General features: G+C 72.0%; 24 protein-coding genes and 1 pseudogene. 19 read left to right on the forward strand and 6 right to left on the reverse strand.

All coding sequences use genetic code 11. The features are described 5' to 3' along the window. The first annotated feature begins 17 nt into the window (after positions 1-17). On the forward strand, positions 18-623 hold the full coding sequence (locus ACWEQG_RS14135; RefSeq protein WP_452284661.1) for a TetR/AcrR family transcriptional regulator: 606 nt from the start codon (positions 18-20) through the stop codon (positions 621-623). Positions 624-649: 26 nt separating this feature from the next. Here the strand turns inward: ACWEQG_RS14135 and ACWEQG_RS14140 are convergent, their stop codons facing one another. Next, positions 650-1,633 carry a LuxR C-terminal-related transcriptional regulator gene (locus tag ACWEQG_RS14140; RefSeq protein ID WP_452284663.1) on the reverse strand — a complete coding sequence of 328 codons (984 nt, stop codon included), beginning with the start codon at positions 1,631-1,633 and terminating at the stop codon, positions 650-652. A gap of 308 nt (positions 1,634-1,941) precedes the next feature. Between ACWEQG_RS14140 and ACWEQG_RS14145 the strand changes: the two genes are divergently transcribed. The 17 genes from ACWEQG_RS14145 to ACWEQG_RS14225 all read left to right on the forward strand — a co-directional run bounded on the left by ACWEQG_RS14145 (position 1,942) and on the right by ACWEQG_RS14225 (position 16,082). Further along, positions 1,942-2,157 (forward strand): hypothetical protein, encoded by a 216-nt coding sequence (locus ACWEQG_RS14145; protein WP_452284665.1) that lies wholly within the window; start codon positions 1,942-1,944, stop codon positions 2,155-2,157. 166 nt (positions 2,158-2,323) lie between these two features. After that, entirely contained in the window at positions 2,324-2,539 is a 216-nt protein-coding gene (locus ACWEQG_RS14150) for a hypothetical protein (protein ID WP_452284668.1), read from the forward strand. A gap of 83 nt (positions 2,540-2,622) precedes the next feature. Beyond that, complete coding sequence (locus ACWEQG_RS14155; protein ID WP_452284670.1) at positions 2,623-3,576, forward strand: NAD-dependent epimerase/dehydratase family protein; 954 nt, start codon at positions 2,623-2,625, stop codon at positions 3,574-3,576. Between the two features lie 29 nt (positions 3,577-3,605). Then, positions 3,606-4,709, forward strand: coding sequence for a class V lanthionine synthetase subunit LxmK (lxmK, locus tag ACWEQG_RS14160; protein WP_452284672.1), 1,104 nt, complete (start codon positions 3,606-3,608; stop codon positions 4,707-4,709). Continuing rightward, complete coding sequence (locus ACWEQG_RS14165; RefSeq protein ID WP_452284674.1) at positions 4,706-5,668, forward strand: T3SS effector HopA1 family protein; 963 nt, start codon at positions 4,706-4,708, stop codon at positions 5,666-5,668. Before lxmK ends, ACWEQG_RS14165 begins: the two co-directional genes overlap by 4 nt. Before the next feature lie 23 nt (positions 5,669-5,691). Beyond that, positions 5,692-6,012, forward strand: coding sequence for a transposase (locus tag ACWEQG_RS14170; protein WP_452284676.1), 321 nt, complete (start codon positions 5,692-5,694; stop codon positions 6,010-6,012). Beyond that, positions 6,009-6,152: a hypothetical protein gene (locus ACWEQG_RS14175; RefSeq protein WP_452284678.1), complete on the forward strand. Its 144-nt coding sequence runs from the start codon at positions 6,009-6,011 to the stop codon at positions 6,150-6,152. The genes ACWEQG_RS14170 and ACWEQG_RS14175 overlap by 4 nt, the downstream gene beginning before the upstream one ends. Positions 6,153-6,157: 5 nt before the next feature. Further along, positions 6,158-7,039, forward strand: a complete 882-nt coding sequence (locus ACWEQG_RS14180; RefSeq protein ID WP_452284680.1) for an ABC transporter ATP-binding protein — start codon at positions 6,158-6,160, stop codon at positions 7,037-7,039. Beyond that, complete coding sequence (locus tag ACWEQG_RS14185; protein ID WP_452284682.1) at positions 7,036-7,875, forward strand: ABC transporter permease; 840 nt, start codon at positions 7,036-7,038, stop codon at positions 7,873-7,875. Before ACWEQG_RS14180 ends, ACWEQG_RS14185 begins: the two co-directional genes overlap by 4 nt. Positions 7,876-7,927: 52 nt before the next feature. After that, positions 7,928-8,896: an LLM class flavin-dependent oxidoreductase gene (locus ACWEQG_RS14190; RefSeq protein WP_452284684.1), complete on the forward strand. Its 969-nt coding sequence runs from the start codon at positions 7,928-7,930 to the stop codon at positions 8,894-8,896. Beyond that, positions 8,889-9,548, forward strand: coding sequence for a flavoprotein (locus tag ACWEQG_RS14195; RefSeq protein WP_452284686.1), 660 nt, complete (start codon positions 8,889-8,891; stop codon positions 9,546-9,548). The genes ACWEQG_RS14190 and ACWEQG_RS14195 overlap by 8 nt, the downstream gene beginning before the upstream one ends. Then, positions 9,545-10,495, forward strand: a complete 951-nt coding sequence (locus ACWEQG_RS14200) for a hypothetical protein (protein WP_452284688.1) — start codon at positions 9,545-9,547, stop codon at positions 10,493-10,495. The genes ACWEQG_RS14195 and ACWEQG_RS14200 overlap by 4 nt, the downstream gene beginning before the upstream one ends. Before the next feature lie 141 nt (positions 10,496-10,636). Next, the gene (locus tag ACWEQG_RS14205) at positions 10,637-10,819 is read left to right on the forward strand and encodes an LxmA leader domain family RiPP (protein WP_452284690.1); all 183 of its coding nucleotides are present in this window, start codon (positions 10,637-10,639) and stop codon (positions 10,817-10,819) included. Positions 10,820-10,917: 98 nt separating this feature from the next. Continuing rightward, a complete protein-coding gene (locus ACWEQG_RS14210) occupies positions 10,918-12,687 on the forward strand; it encodes an ABC transporter ATP-binding protein (RefSeq protein WP_452284692.1) in 1,770 nt (589 codons plus the stop codon). A gap of 423 nt (positions 12,688-13,110) precedes the next feature. Continuing rightward, positions 13,111-13,302, forward strand: a complete 192-nt coding sequence (locus tag ACWEQG_RS14215) for an LxmA leader domain family RiPP (protein ID WP_452284693.1) — start codon at positions 13,111-13,113, stop codon at positions 13,300-13,302. Positions 13,303-13,427: 125 nt separating this feature from the next. Then, on the forward strand, positions 13,428-14,720 hold the full coding sequence (locus tag ACWEQG_RS14220) for a M16 family metallopeptidase (protein ID WP_452284695.1): 1,293 nt from the start codon (positions 13,428-13,430) through the stop codon (positions 14,718-14,720). An 18-nt stretch (positions 14,721-14,738) separates the two neighbouring features. After that, on the forward strand, positions 14,739-16,082 hold the full coding sequence (locus tag ACWEQG_RS14225) for a M16 family metallopeptidase (RefSeq protein ID WP_452284697.1): 1,344 nt from the start codon (positions 14,739-14,741) through the stop codon (positions 16,080-16,082). 385 nt (positions 16,083-16,467) lie between these two features. On the opposite strand, the gene ACWEQG_RS14230 is transcribed toward ACWEQG_RS14225, so the two are convergent. Both ACWEQG_RS14230 and ACWEQG_RS14235 read right to left on the reverse strand, forming a co-directional pair. Continuing rightward, the gene (locus ACWEQG_RS14230; protein ID WP_452284699.1) at positions 16,468-16,713 is read right to left on the reverse strand and encodes a hypothetical protein; all 246 of its coding nucleotides are present in this window, start codon (positions 16,711-16,713) and stop codon (positions 16,468-16,470) included. Between the two features lie 135 nt (positions 16,714-16,848). Further along, a complete protein-coding gene (locus ACWEQG_RS14235) occupies positions 16,849-17,016 on the reverse strand; it encodes an LxmA leader domain family RiPP (RefSeq protein WP_452284701.1) in 168 nt (55 codons plus the stop codon). A gap of 334 nt (positions 17,017-17,350) precedes the next feature. Here ACWEQG_RS14235 and ACWEQG_RS14240 point away from each other — a divergent pair, with 334 nt between their 5' ends. Next, positions 17,351-17,533 (forward strand): helix-turn-helix transcriptional regulator, encoded by a 183-nt coding sequence (locus tag ACWEQG_RS14240; RefSeq protein ID WP_452285102.1) that lies wholly within the window; start codon positions 17,351-17,353, stop codon positions 17,531-17,533. 155 nt (positions 17,534-17,688) lie between these two features. Here ACWEQG_RS14240 and ACWEQG_RS14245 read toward each other — a convergent pair. From ACWEQG_RS14245 to ACWEQG_RS14255, 3 genes and pseudogenes are all read right to left on the reverse strand, one after another. Further along, positions 17,689-18,702, reverse strand: a pseudogene (locus tag ACWEQG_RS14245) (sensor histidine kinase); the annotation flags it as partial. 176 nt (positions 18,703-18,878) lie between these two features. Next, a complete protein-coding gene (locus ACWEQG_RS14250) occupies positions 18,879-19,568 on the reverse strand; it encodes a response regulator transcription factor (RefSeq protein WP_452284703.1) in 690 nt (229 codons plus the stop codon). Between the two features lie 101 nt (positions 19,569-19,669). Then, positions 19,670-21,016, reverse strand: coding sequence for a cation:proton antiporter domain-containing protein (locus tag ACWEQG_RS14255; RefSeq protein WP_452284705.1), 1,347 nt, complete (start codon positions 21,014-21,016; stop codon positions 19,670-19,672). Positions 21,017-21,057: the final 41 nt, after the last annotated feature.

Raw genomic sequence — 21,057 nt, forward strand, 5'->3', positions numbered from 1 at the left:
TCGGCGAGGAGGGGCGGGTGGACGGGATCCGGCAGGTGCGGATGGACGGAGAAGAGGCGCGCCGGCGCATCCTGGACGCCGCCGAGCGGTTGTTCTACGCACGAGGCATCCAGGCCGTGGGCATGGACCAGATCCGCGACGCGGCGGGGGTCTCGCTCAAGCGGCTCTACCAGTGCTACGCCTCCAAGGACGCGCTGGTGGAGGCGTACCTGGAGCATCGGGACCGGCGGTGGAACGCCGCTCTGGCCGACCATCTCGGCCGTGCTGGGGACCCCCGCGAGCGCGTGCTCGCCGTCTTCGGCTTCCTCGCCGAGTGGTTCGGTACGGCCGACTTCCGCGGCTGCTCGTTCATCAACGCCTTCGGCGAGCTCGGCCCGGCGTCACCGCCCGTCGCGGCGGCGGCGCGGGCGCACAAGAACACGCTGCGGGGAAGGCTCCGCACGCTCGCGGCCGAGGCGGGGGCCGCCGACCCGGACCTGCTCGCCGACCAGCTCCTGCTGCTGGTTGAGGGGGCCATCGTCGCCGCCGCCATGGGCACGGCCGCCGACCCCGCGGAGCGGGGCCGCGCCGCGGCGCTGGCTCTGCTGTCGGCGGCCTGCCGTCCGGGCCCGTCCGGCCGCTGACGCCCGTTCCGGCGTCGGCGCCGGGCTCACAGCCATCCGCGCTTGGCCGCCTGCAGTCCCGCCTCGAAACGACTGCGCGCGCCGAGGCGCTCCATGATCCCGGCCATCATGCGGCGGACCGTACGCTGGGAGAGCCCGAGCTGGCGGGCCGCCCCCTCGTCCGTGAGGCCCTCGGCCAGCAGTTTCAGCAGCTGGCGCTCCTGCGCGGACAGCCCGCGGTCGTCCCGGGCCGGCGCGGACCCCACGGGTGTCGCCGTGCTCCAGATCTGCTCGAACAGCGCCAGGACCGCGGTGACGATTCCGGTGTCGACGATCTGGATCACCCCCTTGCGGGAGTCCGCCGCGTCCAGCGGCAGCAGGGCGATCTTCCTGTCGTACACCAGCATGCGCACGGGGAGCGTGGGCGTGGTGCGGACGCTGGCGCCGCTCTGCGCCAGCCACTGGGCGTAGGTCAGGGTGACCGCGTCGTTGCGGATGCTCTCCAGGCAGAGCGTCCGCATGGCGACTCCCCGGGCGAGGACCTGCATGTCCAGAGGTTTGGCGGCCTCCAGTGCCCGGGGGTCGTGTGCGCCCCGGGACATGAAGCTGGCCACCTCGTCGCGCGCGCTCGTGGCCAGCTCCTCGATGCGCGCCTGGACTTCGTCCATGCCGAGCAGGCTGTCGGTGCTGGAACGCGCCCCGTAGGGACGGTGGTCGGCGTACTCGCTCACGAGGCTGGCGATGGCGGCCTGCGCCTCCGCGATCTGCTGCTGCTGCCGTACGAGTTCGGACTGGCGGCGTTGCAGCAGAGCCCGCAGACCGGCCTCGGGGCTCACCGGACGGAAGTCCCCCGGCGATTCCCACGAGGGCCGCAGAAGCGCGAGTTCGGCCAGCTGGTCGAATGTCACGCGTATCTCGTCCACGCTCACGGAAAGCTCGTCGGCGATGTCCTGGATACCCAGGTCACGCTTGGTGAGCAGCAACAGGTAGACCTTCTCCGTCAGCTCGTCGAGCCCCAGAGATTCCAGCACCCCCGTACCTCCGCTCAAGAGGTCAGTGCGTTCGGTGATGATTGTGATCACTTTCGCACTTCGCGGCAACTCTGCCCCTTGACATGTCCATGCGGAACAGGATTCGGAACTGTTCCGAACAGGCCGCGGCCGGCCTTCCGGCGTCCCCGTGACCGCGTTCAGACCTGAATAGGCCACGGCCGCTTGGTGCCAGCCCGAACCCCTTCCGAGCCCGAAATCACACTGGCAATCTCGACTCGTCGGCACCCCGGCCCCGGGGTCCGGCCGACCGGCAGAAAACAGGAATTCGAGGGTTGAGGGAGCCAATCATGAAGGCTGTCGTTCGCTTCGCAGGCACGTTCTCCGTCTCGCTTCTCGCCGTCGCGGCGCTGGCCACGGCCGCCGTGGCCGAGGGCGGGGACACCCGGAGCAACTCCTGGGACGGCGACTACAGTGCCTGCGTCGAGTTTCCCGGGGCCGGCACCGGACCGACGTGCCCGGGATCCGGGGTCGACCCCCTGATCGGCCTTTCGGCCGGCCGGTGAGGGCCGGTCCGGGCATGACGTCGCCCGCGAAGGCGCGAATGCCATGTACATAATCGCCGCCCGGCTTTCTCCGGGATCCACGGCACCACATCACGCATCACCGGATCTGTTACAACGGGCGCTCGTCGCGAACGCCGAATCGACACTCCGGGAATCCGGACCCGCCTTGGCACACGTGTACTGCCGGGGCGACGACAACGGCATCTCCCTCATCCTCTACATGCAGGCGAAGGATCTCTACCAGGCCGAGGCCGACGCCCGGGAACTGATCGGCACGACGATGGCGAGCATCGACGGCATGGCCGGCTGGACCATCACACACTGCGGCGCCGACCTCATTTCACCGGTCATGGACTCGATCCTCGGCGACGCCTCCGACTGACCCAACGCCGATCAAGCACTGAACGGCGATTCGCGTCACCATTCCTGACTGATTTTCCTGACACCAAGCAGATGGGAAAGTCGATGTTTCCTGATTTCCACCGCCCGGTCGCGTTGGCGGGCGCGGGCGGATACCTGGGCGAGGCGGTCCTCGGGCAGCTCGCCGCCCGATTTCCCGGCACCACCGTGCGCGTGCTGGACACCCGTCCGCCGGCCCCGGTCGCCGGTCTCGACCTGGAGCATGTCCAGGGTTCACCCGCCGATCCCCAGGCGCTCGACCTGCTCATGCGAGACGCCGGCGCCGCCGTGCACCTGGGGGTGCGCACACGGCGTGTCCACCCCCGCAGAAGCCCGGACGGGGAGGGCGTCGCGATGACGGCGTTCGTGGCCGCCGCGGCCGCGCGGGCCGTCCCGCACCTGCTCTACTGCTCCTCCGGTGAGGTGTACGGCGAGGGCGCGCGCCGCGCGCTGACCGAGGACGACCCGGTCGTCGCGCACTCCCCGCTGGCCCGCCTCCAGATCACGGGCGAGAACCTCGTCCGCGAGTTCGCGGAGACGGGCGGCCGCTCGGCCACGGTTCTGCGCCCCTTCGGCACCTACGGACCGGGGCAGCCGGCCGGTTCCATGATCGGACGGCTCCTGCACGACGCCAGGCTCGGCCTGCCCCTGGCCGTGCCGGGCGACGGCACACAGCTTCGCGCGTTCACCTACGTGGACGACGTGGCGCGGGGCATCGTGGCCGCGCTGTACCGCGACGACCGCGGGCGGGAGCCGTACACCGTCTACAACCTGGCCTCGCCGGAGATCTTCAGCCTGCGCGACCTGGCCCGGCAGGTCCTCTCGGTGACCGGCGGCCGGGGCGGCATCGTCCTGCGGCCGCGTCAGCTCCGGCCCGGCCAGGTCGTCACCCAGGTCCCGTGCATCGAGAAGGCGGCGGAGGAGCTGGGCTTCTACGCCACCACCCTGCTGACCCAGGGCCTGTCGCTGTGCTCCCTGCACGCCGATCTCGCCGCCGAACGCCACTCGGCTGTGGCGTGACGGCTCCCCCGAGAACGAAAGGTGATCGCATGACCGGCACATCCACCCTCCACCGCTTCGATCCGCTGGCGCTCGACGCCGTACCGGAAGTGGGCGCGCTCCTGGAGCGGCTCGGCCTCGGCGCCTTCGACGGCTCCGACCTGACGGCCCACATGGGCAGGAACGACAACTGGGCGGGCACCACGCACGGCGGCGCGCGGGTCTTCGTGAAGCGGATCGGCGACGGCTCGGGCGAGAGCCTGCGCCAGTTCCGCCGCATCGTCGCCTTCGACCTCCTGGCCACCCGGCCCGAGCTCGCGGACGTACGGGGCCCGCGCCTCCTGGGCTACGACATCGCCACCCGGCTGGTCGTGTTCGAGCTGCTGACCGGGGTCTCCAGCGGTGCGGAACTGGCCGCCGAGGGCGAATTCGGCGAGGAACTGTGCCACCAGGCGGGCCGCATCCTGGGCGCTCTGCACGCCTGCCGCCCGGAGCTGTCGCCGGTGACGATGGACGAGTCGCCGCCGCCGCTGCCCGTGCTGTCCACCCTGGACGTCGTCCCGCTGCCGATGTTCCAGGCGCTCAGCGCGGCGGAGGTGGAGCTGTGGGGCATCCTGCAGTCCGACACCGCCCTGTCCGGCGCCCTGCGGGACCTGCGCCGGGCCGAGGCCGCGGCGCCCCGGAGGCTGTGCCACTGCGATCTCCGGCTCGACCAGTTCCTCATCGGCGACGGTTCGCTGCACCTGACCGACTGGGAGGAGTTCCGCCTGGCCGACCCGGCCAGGGACGTCGGCGGCTTCGCCGGAGAGTGGCTCTACCGGGCCATCCTCGGCATCCCCGGCGCCGCCGAGGAGGGCGGCGAGCTCACCCACGCCGAGGTCCTGGCCCGCGGCGTACGCGAACTCGACCGGCTGCGGCCCAACATCCACGCGTTCTGGCGGGCCTACCGGGAGGCGTGCCCGGACATCGACGACGGCCTCACCGCCCGGGCCGTCCGCTTCGCCGGATGGCACCTGCTCGACCGGGGCCTGGCCCGGGCCGCGCAGAACGCCCGCCTCGGCGCCGTCGACCGGGCCGCCGCCGGGATCGGCAGGAACGCGCTCCTGGAGCCGGAAAGGTTCGTCACCACCATCGGGTTGGGAGAGACCCTGTGAGCACAGTCGCCCTCCGCGTACCCCTGCCGCTGCTGCGCGCCCTCGGCGACGTCCACGTCGCCCCGGGCGAGCCGCGCGCCACCGTCGGCGATCGCGAACTGGAGGCCGACTCCGACGAGTCCCTGCGGCACCAGCTGTGCGCCGCGCTCTACGACGGCGTGCACGCCGGACGGCCGGCCCGCGACGGTCATCCGCCCCGCACGCTGCGGGAGCCGGACTTCGAGGGGCGGCTGGCCGCCGCGACCCCGCATCGCACGACCACGGTCCTCGGCCGCCTGGTGAGCCCGCCCGAGGGGGACGCGTTCGTCGCGCTCGTCGACGGGCTCAGGGTGCGGATGCCCGCCGAGCAGCACACCGCCCCGTCCCCGGACGGACGGCTGCCGCTGCGCGTGCCCGCGATGCGTCCGGCGCTGTCGCCGGGGTTCTTCCTGGTGGACGGCTCGGCGGGCGGGATCGCCGAGGGGCCCGTCCTGCGGGTGTACGTCCACATCACCGAGCCCTCGGCCGCCCCGGACGTGTGGCGGGCGACGCTCGAACGGCTGGAATCGTCCGGCCTGCCCTACCGCGCCAAGATCAGTTCAAGTGCCCGGCTGTTCCCCCGGCGGGACGCCCTGGTCGTCTACCTCGGCCCGCGTGCGTGGCACCTGGCCGGCGACGTGCGGGCGGCGGTGGACGGGCTCTCCGGCGTCGGCGAGGAGACCTCGGCCTTCGCGCACCGCCTGGCGCCCGGGGTGGGGCTCGCCTGGGATCCGCGGGACCGCCGCCCGGGCATGAGCCGGCTGAGTTTCGGCGAGCACCGGGCGGCGGCCGTCGCCGACGCGCTGCTCGCCCACGCCCGCGGTGACGCCGGGGGCTCCCTGGAGATCGCGCTCGCCGAGGCGTTCACCGGGGCCGGCATCGACCCGGCGCGGCCCGCCCGCGACCTCGTCTCGCCCCGTCTTCCCCAGTTCGATCTGTGACCCCGGTCGAAGAGGAGGTCGCCATGCCCCGTCCCCCCGCCCTGCCGGCCGACGACAAGCTCGCCGTCGTGCTGGCGGTCCTGTCCGGGAAGCACACCGTCGCCGAGGCCGCCCGGCGGGCCGGGGTGTCCGAGCAGTCCATTCTCAACTGGCGCAAGCAGTTCATCGAGGGCGGCCGCAGCGGCCTGGAAGGGGCGCTGGCCAACCGCGCCTCCGAACGCGAGGCGGATCTCGCGGCCGAGGTCAAGCGTCTCAAGACGGTCCTCGGCGAGGTCTACCTGGAGCTCAACACCTGGCGGAAGGTCGGCCACGTCCGCCGGGTCCCTACCCGGACCTCGAGGTGATCCGGCTCGACCTGCGGGTCTCCATCTCGAGGTTCTGCGCCATCCTCGGCATCCCCCGCCGCACCTACACCCGCTGGCGGCGGCCGACCGGCGTCCCCGACAACACCGACGTCCCCGATAACACAGGGCAGGCACCGTGACGATCATGCTTCCGACCCCCACCGAGGCCGCCGAGAACAGCGCGACGGCCATCGCGGTCAGCGACCTCCGCATGCGGTACGGCGACCGCGACGTGCTGCGCGGAGTCGATCTCACCGTACGGCGCGGCGAGGTCTTCGCCCTGCTGGGTCCGAACGGAGCCGGCAAGAGCACCACCATCGAGATCCTGGAAGGCTTCCGGCGCCGCTCCGGAGGCGAGGTGAGCGTCCTCGGGGTGGACCCCGACAGGGCGGGCCCCGCCTGGCGCGCAGAGCTGGGCATCATCCTGCAGTCCTGGCGCGACCACCCCCGATGGCGGGTGCGCGAGCTGCTCGAACACTTCGCGACCTACTACGACCACCCGCGCGACGTGGACGAGCTGCTGGAGCGGCTGGGCCTCGAGGAGCAGGCCGCCCAGGAATGCCAGAAGCTGTCCGGCGGCCAGCGCCGCCGCGTGGACGTGGCCTTGGGCATCATCGGCAATCCCCGGCTGCTCTTCCTCGACGAGCCCACCACGGGATTCGACCCCGTCGCCCGCCGCGAGTTCCACGACCTCGTCGAGCAGCTCCGCGACGAGGGCATGACCATGGTGCTCACCACCCACGACCTGCACGAGGCCGAGCGCCTGGCCGACCGCATCGCCGTGCTGATCGCCGGCCGGGTGGCCGCCTGCGGCACCGCCGCCGAGCTGGCGGTGAGCGCCAGGGCGCAGGCGGAGGTCGTCTGGACCGACGACGGCCAGACCCGCAGGCGGATCACCCCCGACCCGTCCCGGCTCGTGTGGGACCTGCAACGGCGGCTCGGCGGGCCGATCCCCGGACTGGAGGTCCACCGCCCCACGCTCGAGGACATCTACATCCGCATGATCCGTGAAGGAGAGACCCGGTGACCGTCAGCCGTGCCTTCGCCTGCGGCCTCGGCCGCGGCCGACTGGAGATCACGCATCTGCTGCGCACCCCGCGCGAGGTGATCTCCCAGATCAGCACACCATTCGCCTTCGTCGTCCTGGCGATGGTCAACGACAGCGCGATCCCCGGCAGCGCCCTGCCGATGGCCGACGTCTTCATCGCGGGCGGCGTGGCCGCGGTGGTGGTGCAGACCTGCCTGATCGCGCTGCCGCAGATGCTGGCCACCGAACGGGAGGAGGGCACCCTGCTGCGGCAGCGCACCGCGCCCGAGGGCATGACCGCCTACCTGGCCGGCAAGACGTGCCTGCTGCTCGCGCAGGCGCTGTTCGGCATCGCGCTCGTGCTGGCCGGCGGCGCCGTGTTCGCCGGCTCCGGGCTTCCGGCCGGCCTCGGGGACTGGCTGACCCTGCTGTGGGTGCTGCCGCTCGGGCTGCTGGCGTTGGCGCCGATCGGGGCGGCGCTGGGGGCCGTGCTGCCCAACGCCCGGGAGGCCCTGGCGTGGTCCATGATGCCGGTCCTCGGCGTGATGGGCATCTCCGGGATCTTCTTCTCCATCACCTCGCTGCCCGAGGCGGTGCAGACGATCTCCCAGCTGTTCCCGCCCAAGTGGATCGCCCAGGGCGTGCGGTCCGCCCTGCTCCCCGACTCCGCGCTGGCCGCCGAGACCGGGCACAGCTGGCAGCACCTGCAGACCCTGGGCGTCACCGCCGCCTGGGCCGTGGCGGGCTTCGCCCTCGCTCCCCGCGTGCTGCGGCGGATGACGCGCCGCGAGTCCGGCAGCCGCCTGGCCGAGCGCCGCGCGGCCGCACCCGCCTGATCCCGCCCGCAAGGAGGTTTCCCCGATGTCCGTTGAGGCGTCTGTCCGTCCGTTGAAACCGACCTCCGTCGTCTACCCCCTGCAGCCGCACACCGTGACGGCGATGGTCCCGTACGGCCGGCTCGTACGCGACCGGGGCGGCCGTCTGTGGACCGGCCAGTCCCTGCGCATCGACACCCACCAATTGCTGGTGTCGCTGGTGGAACGCGTGCCCGGACTCGCGGTCGGCACCGGCGTCACGCTGACGCCGCTAAGCCACCCCTTCGAGGCCGCGATCCACGCCCGGTCGGTGGCCGCGGTCTCCGGCGCGCCCTTCGTGGCCGGTTTCGGACCCGGCGCCCCGGAGTTCCAGGCCGCCGTGATGCGAGAGCCGTACCGGAGCCCCCTGACCGCCATGCACGAGTACGTCACCATCGTGCGCCGTCTGCTCGACGGCGAGCTGGTCGACCACGACGGGGAGTACCACACGCTGCACGGCGGCGCCCTGTATCCGATCGACACCGCGCCGATCGAGGTCGGCCTGGGGGTGCTGCGCCCGCGGATGGCCGAGCTCGCCGGCCGGGTCGCCGACGTCGCCATCACCTGGATGACGCCGTCGTCCTACATCCGCGAGCAGCTCGTCCCGGCGATCGAGGCCGGTGCCAAAGACCAAGGACGCACTCCGCCCCGGATCGCCACTGTCGTCCACGTCGCGGTGGACCGGCCCGGCCGCGACCTGCCGGCGACCGTCCGCGCCGGTGCCGGAGCGCACCTGGGCGGCCGGCACTACACCGACATGCTGCGCCGCGCGGGCCTGGACGCGGACGTGACCGATCCGGGCAGGGGCGCCGCGGCGCTGCTGGACAGCAGCACGTTCGTGACGGGCAGCCCGGAGCAGATCGTCGAGGGGCTGCAGCGCTACCGCGACTGCGGCGTCGACGAGGTCGTGCTCAACCCCGCCGGGGTGCTGGTGACCGAGGGTCCGCAGGCCGCGCTCCGCGACCTGCGGGAGATCCTGGACGCGGAGGCCGGCCGTGGCTGAGCCGGACGATGCCCTCACTCCGCGCCCGCCCGCCTTCGGGGCGCGCAAGCTGCTCTACATCGGCACCGGATCCCTCGGCGTGGCCTTCATGCCGTACTGGCTCAACTGGGTGCAGGCGGCCTACCCGGCGACGCGGGTCCGCCCGGTCATCACCCGGGCGGCCGAGCGGTTCGTCGCCCGGGGTGCGATAGCCGCCCTGTCGGGCCGGGAGGTGGAGCTCGACGTGTGGCCCGACCACGCCGAGCCGGGCGCGCCGCACGTCGAGCTCGCCCAGTGGGCGGACGCGGTCGTCGTCCACCCCGCGAGCATGCACTTCGTCTCCAGGCTGGCCCTGGGCATCGCCGACACCCCCGTGCTCCTCGCGTTGCAGTGCACGAAGGCGCCGATCGCGGTCGCGCCGGCCCTGCCGCCCGGGGCCGTCACGTCGGTCCCCTACCGCCGTCACAGCGAGGCGCTCGGCGAGCGCCGCAACATCGTGGTGGTGCCGCCGATGGCGGGGTACAGCGTCACGACCGGCGGCCCGGACGCGGCCGTCGCCGTACCCCTGCCGGTGGTCGTCGCGGCGCTCGAACGGCTCCGCACGACGCTCGCCCCCGTACGCGAGCAGGCGTACGACGCGCCGCGCCGCGAGCCGGTGAGGGGGGCCACGTGACCGCGCAGCTGGTCAGCCGCTTCGGGACGGGGTTCCTGCGTACCGAGATCTACCGGCACGGCGACGCGCGCCTGTGGGTCCGCCGCCCCGGCCCGCAGCGGGACCGGCCCTTCCGCCACGTGTCCCCGCGGGTGAGTACGGCCGTCGCGGCGCTGCCCACCGGTCCGGTCGTCTGGCGGCTGCCGGAGGAGAGCGGGGAGATCCGCCGCTACCGGGCGCCGGGGGAGTCCTCGGTGGCCAAGCTCGCCCTCGGGACGAGCGGCGACCCCGAGTGGGAACGTGTCCGGCGGGTGCTGTGCAACACCGGCAGGGCCCTGCGCGCCGTCCACATCGGGGTGCCCGGGGAGTTGGCGGCCGAGCCGCCGCCCGGACCGTCCCGCCTCGCCCGGTGGCTCAGGTCGGGACGGGGTCCCGGAGGCGCGGGCAGATTCCACGAGACGGCCCGCCGGCGGCTCGGCTCCCAGCGCTGGGAACGCGCGCTGAGCTGGTGTGAACCGCATCCGGGCGCCACGCGGTTCCTGCACGGCGCGCCGAGCCTCGGCTGCATCGTCGTCGGCCCGGTCACCGGGAACGCGGCCCTGCTCGCCGGGGAGGAGCTGGCGCGCGGACCGGCCGAGTCCGACGTCGGCTGGTTGCTGGGGGAGCTCGTGGAACTGCGTCTGATCGGCGAGACCGTGCCCGGGCTATCGAGGCTGTCCGAGCAGGCCGGCGCGGCGGCGGCCGCGCTCCTGCGCGGATACGACGCTCCGCTCGACGCCGGGCTCCTCGGCCGCGTCGCCGCCATGCGCGTGTTCACCCACGCGCACGACTTCGCCGCCTACGTCGGCTGGTCGGACGAACTCACGACCTACGCCGACTACCTCGTCCGGCTCGTCGACGAGCAGGGCGGACCGGCCGTTCCGGCCGGCCACCGCCAACTTTTGAACGGCGGAGCCGGAGACAATTAATTTTATTTCCTCCACAGAAGTGCCGATCACCGGCCGAAGCCCACAACAAATGGCTCTCACGACCCCTTCCGGCCATGCTGCAATATTCCTGTCCGGCAGAAAAGAGCCAAGAGCCGGAACCCCACTTCTGAAGGAGAGAAAATGAGCGACACCGAGCTGCTGATCAACGGTTACACCGCCTACACCGACGCCGGGGAGTTCGGCGTGAGCGTGTCGGCCGAGGCGCCCGGCACGACGCCGGCCACCAGCGTCACCGTCTCCTCGGTCGAGTGCGTGATGTTCTCCATCGGCTTCGTCGGCACCACCTTCGGCGCAGGCTGCTGATCGCTCCCCTTCCGGTCCCGGGCGCCCGCGCCCGGGACCGGGGGATCACCTCCGACTCCCGCCCCCCGCCGCATCCACTGAAGGGAACCCGGGACACCGTGACGACACGCCAACATCCCCCGTCTCACGTACGGCGCCTGCGCCTCGGCGCCGACCTCGTCCGCGGCAACGGCCTGACCGTCGCCCTGGCCGTACTCCTCGCACTCGCCTCGACCGCGGCCACGCTCTCGGTCCCGCTCCTGGTCAAGGGGCTCGTCGAGGCCCTGACCGGGCACGCTCCGATCGGTGGCCTGCTGGCGGTGACCTCGGCCGTCTCCATCGGCGGCGCGTTCGCCGGCGCCGCTTCGGCGTACGCCCTGACCCGCCTCGGCGAACGGCTGGTGCTCGGGCTGCGCGCCGAGGCGATGGAGCACACGCTGCGGCTGCCCATGCGCACGGTCGGCGAGCAGGGGCCGGGCGACCTCGTCGCCCGCATCACCTCCGACGCCGTGCTGCTGCGCTCCGTCGTCGACGTCGGCGTGGTGCAGCTTCCGGTCGCGGCCATCACGGTCCTGTTCAGCCTGGTCGTGATGGCGCTGATCGACTGGGTCATGGTGCTCATCACGATCGCGTCCTTCGCGGTCGCGGCGGTCGCCATCGGGGTCGTGATGGTCCACAGCCGCCGCGGCTTCGTGCAGGTCCAGGAGGCGACCGGGCAGCTGGCCCAGCGCTTCACCACCGCTCTCACCTCACTGCCGACGATCAAGGCGTACTGCGCAGAGGCGGCCACCGCCGCGTCGCTCGCCGAGGACGCGGGGGCGTTGACGCGCAAGACCCTGTCCGCGGCCCGTCTGCAGTCCCTGGTGATGCCGGTGCTGGGGCTGGGGCAGGAGATCGCCCTGGTCAGCATCGTCATCGCGGGCGGCGCCCGGATGGGCGCAGGCGCTCTGTCCATGTCCGGTTTCGTGGCGTTCCTGCTGTACCTGCTCCAGCTGATCGGGCCGGTCACCACGGTCGTGACCGGGATGAGCCGGCTGCAGGTCGGCCTGGCCGCCCGGTCCCGCTTCGAGGACCTGCTGAACATCCCGCGGGAGCGCGACGACGAAGTGGTCGCGCCGCCCTTCCCTCCGGCCGACGCCGCGGCCGTCGAGTTCACCGACGTCGGCTTCGCGTACGACGGCCATCCGGTCCTGAACGGGGTCACCTTCTCCGCGCCGTCCCGCGGCGTGACCGCGCTGGTCGGTCACTCCGGAGCGGGCAAGTCGACCGTGCTCGGGCTGGTCGAGCGGTTCAACCACGCCGACAGGGGGGCCATCCGCGTCCTCGGCAGCCCCATCGAGGACTGGCCGCTGCGCCGGCTGCGCGGCAACCTGGCCTATGTGGACCAGAGCTTCACCCTCGTCGAAGGCAGCGTCCGCGACAACCTGCTGCTCGGCGCGGCCTTCCCCGCCGACGACGAGACGGTCATGGCGACCCTGGAATCGGTCGACCTACGGCAGGTCGTGCTCGACCTGCCCGACGGGCTGGACACGGTCATCGGCCGCGGCGTCGACCTGTCCGGCGGGCAACGCCAGCGGCTCGCCCTGGCCCGCGCCCTGCTGAGCGACGCGGCGGTCATCCTGCTGGACGAACCCACCTCGCAGCTCGACGGCATCAACGAGCTGCGGCTCCGCGACGTCGTCGACCGCCTCGCCCGCGAGCGCGCGGTGGTCGTCGTCGCCCATCGCCTGTCCACGATCCAGCAGGCCGACCAGGTCGTCGTCATGGACGGCGGCACAGTGGTGGACGCGGGGGCGCACTCCGACCTCATGTCCCGATGTGATCACTACCGTCAGCTCGTGCACAGCCAGCGGTGGCACGATCTCCAGCCGGTGGGCGCGGCGGTGTAGGACCACGGCCGCGACCCGTCCCCTTAATGTGGAGGAAATTCATGCAACCTCTCGTCAGCGGGCTGGCGCTCATGATGATCATCGCGGTCCTCGCGGACCTGGAACGCCGCCGGCGACACCGCCGCGGCCCTCGTCGCTGACCGCTCCTCCCCCGGCCGGCCACCCGCCGCACATGCGGAAGTGAAGCCGCCGGATGCGCACAGCTGAAGCAGGGCGCGACCCCTCAGGGGGCCGCGCCCGATTTCGGTTTCTTTCCCAATCATGCTCTCCCCGCCGCGGGGAGAGTTATTTTTTTGTGCCGGACGGCGGGGCAGGTGAAAGCACCCGGAAACGAAAGCAACAATAATTTTTCTCCGGCCGGTCCTGCTACAAATGAATCAGCGCGAAAACGCGCCGAGGGATTCGAATACACAGGAGGAAAAAATGAACAACCTCGCCGACGAGCTCATCTCCGGCTACACCGCCTACACCAGCGCCGAGGAGGTCGGGGTCTCCACGGCCGCCGACGCCCCCGCCACCACGCCGAGCATCCTGTCCTTCATCGGCGCCTCGTCGCTGGCCTGCGGCGCGAGCATCGGGTCGATCGTCAGCGGCACCGTCAAGATCGGCTGCTGAGGACGCTCCTCACGGGTGCCCGCCTCACGGCGGGCACCCCGGTCCCCCCGGCGCCCGCCCGGGCCCGGACATCCCGGACCATCCCCTACCCCTCCGTCCGCCCGACCTCCATGGGAGAAGCGCGAGTGTCCGCAACCCCGCTCCACCGCCTGACTCTCTCCAACGGCCTGCGCGTGATCCTTCAGCCCATCCCCGATCTGCCGACCGTGGGTGTGAGCGTGCACTACGACGTCGGGTTCCGCTCGGAACCGGCCGACCGCACCGGATTCGCGCACCTTTTCGAGCACCTGATGTTCCAGGGCAGCCGAAACGTCCGCAAGCTCGAGCACTTCCGCCGGATCCAGGCGGCCGGCGGTTCGGCGAACGGCTCGACCCACCAGGACTACACCGACTACTACCAGGTGGTGCCGTCCTCGGCACTGGAGCTGGTCCTGTATCTCGAGGCCGACCGGATGCTCGGCCCCGACATCACCGCCGAGAACCTCCTCACCCAGGTCGACGTGGTCAAGGAGGAGATCCGGCTCAACGTCACCAACCGGCCGTACGGCGGCTATCCCTGGACGGTGCTGCCGGGCGTGCTGTTCAGCTCGTACGCCAACGCGCACAACGGCTACGGCGACTTCGAGGACCTCGAATCGGCGACGCTCGCCGAGTGCGAGGCGTTCTTCGGCACCTACTACGGCCCCGGCAACGCCGTGCTGACGATCGCCGGCGGGTTCGAGCCGCAGGCGGCGGCCGAGATGGTGGAGCGCTGGTTCGGCGACGTTCCGGCCCGGCCGGCGCCGCCGCGGCCCACGCTGGCCGAACCCCCTCTCGCGCGGGAACGCTGGGGCGAACACCACGACGCGCACGCGCCGCTGCCCGCGCTGGCGGTCGGCCACCGGCTCCCGGATCCCGCCGCGGCCCGGCGCGACTACCTGGCGCACATGGTGCTGAGCTCGATCCTGACCGGCAGCGACGACGGCAGGCTCACCCGCCGGATGGTCCACCGGGACCAGCTCGTCGTAGACGTGCGCACCGGCTGCGGACTCTTCGGCGCGTTCGAAGCCCGCGATCCCGACGTGTTCCTGATGGTCGCCACGCACTCCCCCGCGACCCGGCCGGAACAGATCCTGGGCGTGCTGGACGAGGAGCTGGACGACCTGGCCCGCCGGGGCCCGCGGGAGGCCGAAATGGCCCAGGCCACGGCCCGTACGTCCGCCGGCACCTACCGGACGTACGACGGGCTGACCGCCAGGACCCGCGCCCTGGGCGCGTTCGAGGTGCTGCACGGCGCCGCGGAACTCGTGGACGAGTTGCCCGCGCTGCTGGCGGCCGTGGACGCCGAGCAGGTCGGGCGCGCGGCCGGGGCGCTGCGCCGTGACGCCCGTGCCGTCCTGCCCCTGGTCCCCGCCGGGTCCCGTGCGAACGCCGCCTGATCCCGAAGGAGAACTCTCATGGTCACCGCCACCGCCACGCGGCCCGCACCGGCCCGCCTCCTGCCTGCTCTCGGCCCGGAGCGGCCGTTCCGGATGCCGGAGACGGTCGACACGGTCCTGCCCAACGGGCTGCGCGTCCTCGCCGTACGCTCGCCGTCGGTGCCCCTGGTGGAGGTGCGTGTACGCCTTCCCCTCCCCGCGCCCGAACCCGGCCTGAGCGCCGCGGCCCAGATCCTGTGCTCGCTTCTGCTCCGCCGTACGGCGGACCGCACCCCGGAGGCGATCGACGACGCCATGGGCAGGGCGGGGGCGGGCCTGCACTGCGCCACCGACGAGCGCTGGCTGGGCATCTACGGGTCGGCCACCGCCACCGGGCTGCCCGTGGTGCTGGACGTGCTCATGGAGGCGTTGGTCAGCCCCTCCCACGATGACGCCGACCTCGCTCTCGCCCGGCGGAGACTCGTCGAGAAGATCAGGGTGTCCCGAGCCCAGCCGCGCGTCTTCGCCCGCGAGGCGCTGCGCGCCCACCGCCACGGCGACCTGCCCGCGCTGCGGCTGACCCCGGACGAGCGTACGGTGTCCGGGATCACGGCGGAGCAGGTGCTGGCACTGCATCGGCAGGTGCTCCGGCCCCGGGGCGCGCTGCTGGTGCTGGTCGGCGACATCGATCCGCACGCCGTGGTGCACCGCCTGGAGGCGATCACGCGTGGCTGGGGTTCGTCCGGGGCCGCGGTCCGGTCGTCCTACCGGCCGCCGCTGACCGGAACCGGCATCGCGCTGGTCGACCGGCCCGGCGCCGTCCAGTCGCAGGTCGTGCTGGCCGCGCCGGCGCCGCCGCGAACCGACCCCCGTTTCGCCGCGCTGAACGTGGCCACGATGGTGGTGGGCGGCTACTTCTCCTCCCGCCTCGTCACGAGGGTGCGGGAGGAGGAGGGTCTCGCCTACCGCGTGGACACGGGTCTCGACGAGGTGTTCGACGACTCGTCCGTGGTCATCGACGTCGACACCGCAACGGACGCCACCGCGAAGGCGGTACGGCTGATCCGCGCCGAACTCGACGACCTGACCGGTGGCGGAGCGTCGGAGGAGGAGATCGAGTCGGCCCGGCGGTACCTGCTCGGCATGACGGCCGTCGGCCTGGGGTCGCAGTCCGCGCTGGCCACCGCGCTGTCCAACGCCGTGGGCTTCGGCCACGAGCCGCACTGGCTGGTCACGCAGCCGGAGGAACTGCGCCGGCTGCACCAGGCCGAGGTGCGCGCCGCCATCGAGGAGTTCTACGCCCCCTCGCGCTTCACCGGTGTCATCACGGGCGACGCAGCCCGTCTCTCGGACATCCTCACACCCGCCGACCTGGCCTGGTAGCACGGGGCTACCAGGCCGAGGCGGTCCACCAAGGAAACGGCCCCTCATCCCGGAACGACAGCGGCTCCTGCACCGGAGCCGAACCGGGAGGAGGGGCCGTTTCGCTGTCCGGCCGAGCTCCCGGTCGGCCGACCGGCAGCACAGCGCGGACACACACCACGGACACACAGCGCGGGACAGACAGCGCGGGACAGACAGCGCGGGACAGGCAGCGCGGGACAGGCAGCGCGGGACAGGCAGCGCGGACACACAGCGGGGCATACAGCGCGACTCGGGACGACGACCCGTCGGACGACCGGGTCACGCACACGAAAACGGCGCCGGCGCGCTCAGGTCGAGCACGCCGGCGCCGTTTCCCGTGATCGGCAATGGAAACCGCTTGCGACTATCGGTTTCCGGCCTTGCGCATCATGGCCTCCACCGCGTCCTTCGCGGTGACGAGGGAGGCACCCGTGGCCTTCCGGTAGATCCTGACGGCCTCGATTCTCTTGCCGCGCTGCAGGGCGGCGTGAAACTCGGGCGGCAGCACCGACTCACCGCCGCCGGCGATTGCCGGGTCGACACCGAGATACAGCTGGAGGAATGCGACCTGGTTTTCGAGCTGGGCTACTCTCTGCTCAATGGAATCCATAATACGATGATATCCACGTCATTCATGAAAGGCAATGAGAAAATTATTCGATAAACAGAAAACGCGCGTGCGGTCCGAGGCCGAAAGGCTCGGACCGCACGCGCGAGGGCCGGCGAAGTGTGGCGCCGACCGCCGTCAGCAGCCGTAGTACCAGGTGGCGACCGTGAGACTCACCGCGGAGGCGCAAACGGCCGTCGAAAGCGTCGTGGTGGTCGCGGGGGCTTCGCCCTCGACCGAGGCGCCGATCTCCTCCGCGTCGGTGTAGGCGGTGTAGCCGGCGATCAGCTGCTCGGTGGTGTCCATGGCTCCTCCGGGAAGACTATTGCGCGGGTTCGTTTCGAGCGAGCCGGCCGTATCGGCTCGCAATTAAGAGTTAACCACATGCGAGCGGGGCAAGAAATTCCATTGTTTGCCGCCGGGACGGACGCGGGACGACGAACGAAAAGACTTCCGCAGGCCACCGGGCCGGTCCCGCGCACATCCGGGTGAAAATAAAAAACAAATGCACCGGTGAATCGTGACGGAATGCCGCGCCGGATGTTAGATCTGACATGTGACGGATATCGTTCGGTCGGCGCTGCGTACGCTGCGCAGGACCCGGGGGCTGTCCCGGCGGGAACTCGCCGACGCCTTGGGAGTGCACCGGCAGACGATCGGCTACATCGAACGCGGGGAGCGTCTGCCGAGCCTGGCCCTGGCCATGCGGATGGCGGAGATCTTCGGCGTTCCCGTCGAGGAGCTGTTCTCCCTCCCGGCCGAACCGGTTTCCGCCGGGGTGCGGCCGGGCCGACCGGCCCCCGGGGGCGTACGGAAGGCGTGAGCCGCGACCGTCGTGCCCTCCCCGGAGGAATACAGGGAGGCGTCGCCGGGGCCGGAGGCGGTCGCCTCAGGCGTTCTGCTCGTCACCCTCCCCGCCTGCTGGGGCAGGAAGATCCGGGAGAGGCGTGGAGCGGGATCCGGGGCCGCCCGGGGGAGAGAGATCGTGAAGGTGGCTCCGGCTCCCGGCCGGCCGTCCACGTCGATCGTGCCGCCGTGCGCGTCCATCACCTCGCTCACGAGAGCCAGGCCGATGCCGAGACCTCCGGCGTGGGGCGCGCCCACATGTCTGGCCAGCACGCGCTCGCCGTCACGCGGATCCAGCCCCACGCCGTCGTCCCGCACACTGAGCTGAACGATCTGCGGAGTCGAACGCACGGTCACCCAGATGTGGCCGCCCGCGGAGGTGTGGCGGAGCGCGTTGTCGAGGAGCGCGGAGATCACCCGGCGCAGCGCGGACGGCGCTCCGCACACGAGATGATCGCCCAGGTCCCGCCGCAGGTCGATCGTCACCCCGCGCTGCCCGGCGCGGACCGCCTCGGCCTCGGCCGACTCCTCCGCCAGGGCGGCCAGGTCCGCGGGCCCGAACGGCCGGCGGCGCTGCCTGAGCTGGGTCGACAGCAACAGATCCTCGATCACCTCGCCCAGCTGCCCGATGCCGGTCACCAGACGGTCGACGTCGCCCACGACGAGCAGAGGATCGGGCTCCCGCCGCAGGCGCCGGGCGGCGAGCTGCGCGCGGACGTGCAGCCGGGTCAGCGGGCTGCGCAGTTCGTGGCTGACGTCGGCGGTGAACCGGCGCTGCCGATCCAGGGCCTCGCCCAGCGGAGCGATCGCACGGTCGGCGAGGACCTGGCCGATCAGCAACGCCGCGAGCAGGGCCGCCACCTCGGCGGCGCAGAGCGTGCGCAGCAGCCGCTGCCGCTCGGTGACGGGGTAGTACAGGTCCATCACCGCCTGCAGGGGCACGTCGCCGCGCCGCTGCGTACGCACCAGGTATGTACCTCCGCCGATCTCCACGACGTCGACCCGGGTGCGGCCGTCGGCGGCGACCCGGTCCAGTGTGTCGCGCACCGGCAGGCCCTCAGGCGCCCCCGGGGAGCTCCGCACGGTGCCCGCCCGCAGTTCGAACAGCCATACGCAGGGCGGCGGGTGGTCCATCGGCGCCGACATCGCGGCCACGGCCAGGTCGCGCCGGGCGGTCGCGTCCTGCTGGTCGGCCACGAGGTTGTACACCAGCGCGCCCAGGAGGGCGACCGCCAGTGAGAACACGGCCGCCACCTGCGCGGTGATCCGGCGGCGGGTCCGGGTCAGCAGGCGCCGCTCCGGGTCGAAGGACGGTGTCGTCTTCACAGCTCGCCCAGGCGGTATCCCACGCCCCGCACGGTACGGACGACGCCGGGCCCCAGCTTTGTGCGCAGGTAGTAGACGTAGGTGTCCACGATCGACTCGGTCCTCGCGCCGTCGAAGACCCGCTGCCGCAGCGAGCTGCGCGTGTGCACCTGCCGGGGGCGGGCCGCCAGCGCGTGCAGCAGCCGGCACTCCTGGCCTGACAGCGTCACCTGCTCGCCGGACGGCAGCCGTACGGTGCAGGACGCGGAGTCGAGCCAGCCGGCGCCGAGCGGCAGCAGCGCCGCCTGGTCCAGGTTCCTGCGGTGCAGGGCCCGCACCCTGGCCAGCAGCTCGTCGATCTCGAACGGCTTGACCAGGTAGTCCTCCGCGCCCGCGTCGAGTCCGGTCACCCGGTCGGCGAGGGCGCCGAAGGCGGTGAGCATCAGCACCGGCACGGTGACCGCCTGCCGGCGCAGCCGCCGCAGCAGGTCGAGCCCGTCGACCACGGGCAGTCCGCGATCGATGATCATGACGTCGTAGCCGCGGCTCAGCGCCAGGTGCAGGCCCCGCTGGCCCTCCAGCGCCAGATCGACCGTGTAGCCCTCGTCGGTGAAGACCTCGACCAGCATGTCTCCCAGCTCGCGGTCGTCCTCCACGAGCAGCAGGCGCCGGGTGCGCGGTTCGGATGTCCCCGGTATCCGTGCCACCGCACAACCGTGGCACCGATACCAGGAAATATCCAGACTCCGGAATTTTACTCCGGAAAACTCGCCCTGTTGTGTTGCGAATGTCCGACCTCGAAGTGAAATTAGCTGAAACCGGTTTCCCCCGCCGCCGCACCCACCGGGGCCGGGCTCCCCGCGCTCTTCGCGTCCACCGGCTCGTGGCGCTCCGGCAGCGCCAGTCTGTACAACGGCAGGGCCCCCGCGGTGGTGAGCACGGCCACGAGGACGAGCATCGCGAAGAGCTCCTGCGTGATCATGCCCTGCGCCAGGCCGATGTTGATGAAGATGAGGATCATCAGTCCGCGGGCGTTCATCATCGCGCCCATGGCCCAGGATTCGCGCCAGCCGAATCCCAGCGCCCGGGTCGCCAGCGAGCAGCCGAAGTATTTCCCGCAGAAGGCCAGGGCCAGGATCAGCGCGAACAGCAATAGCGAGGTGCCCCCGGCGATGCCGCCGAGATGGGTGTTCAGCCCCGAGAACGCGAAGAAGACGGGCAGCAGGAGGGTCGATACGAGATCCATCATCCGGCCGTGCAGAGCGGCGCGGAACGCCGGCTCGCGTGGCATGGACAGCCCGGCGACGAAACCGCCGAACACCGAGTAGACGCCGATCGCGTCGGTGATCCACCCGGCCGTGAGCGGCACCAGCACGATCACGTACACGGCGCCGGCGCCGAGGCGCCCGGTGCGCGCGACGCGGCGGCCCAGCGGGCGCAGCAGCGGAGCGACCACCCCGAGCATCACCGCGGCGAACACCCCCGCCAGGGCGATGGTGCGCAACGTGTCGCCGGGACCGCCGCCCAGGTGTGCCGCCGACAGCGCCGCGAGCAGGCACCAGGCCACGGCGTCGTCGATGGACGCGGCCAGCAGGGCGATCCGGCCGATTCGGGAGTTCTGCAGCCCGCGTTCGTACAGGATCCTGGCGAGCATGGGGAACGCGGTCAGCGACAGCGCTCCCCCGAGGAACAGGGCGAACTCGATTCGACTGACGTCCGGGCGGGAGAGGTGGTCCCACAGGACGAGACCGGCGGCGCCGCCGAGGACCAGCGGAGAGCCGATCCCCGACGCCGCCAGCACGCCCGCCTTGCGCACCTCGCCCGGCGCCCGGGCGTCGTGGTCCATCCCGGCCCCGACCAGGAACATGTACAAGGTCAGGCCGAGGGTGCTGAGCACGTACAGGACCGGCCTGACCTCGGCGGGGAACAGGGCCGCCTGCGCGTCGGGGAACAACGCGCCGAGGAGCGTCGGCCCGAGCAGGACGCCGGCGACCATCTCGCCGACGACGCGCGGCTGCATCACGAGGAGCGCGAGCCGGCCGCACAGCGCCGCGGTCAGCAGGATGACGGCCAGGGCCGGCAGCACCCTGAGCGCCAGCTCCAGGTTGGGGTCGGCGGTGTGCGCCTGTAGTGAAAGGAGGGCGGGAACGGGCATGGCGTGTGCCTCCGCTCGTGGTCGGGCCTGGGATCGGCCGG

The sequence above is a fragment of the Microbispora sp. NPDC004025 genome (assembly GCF_053604425.1).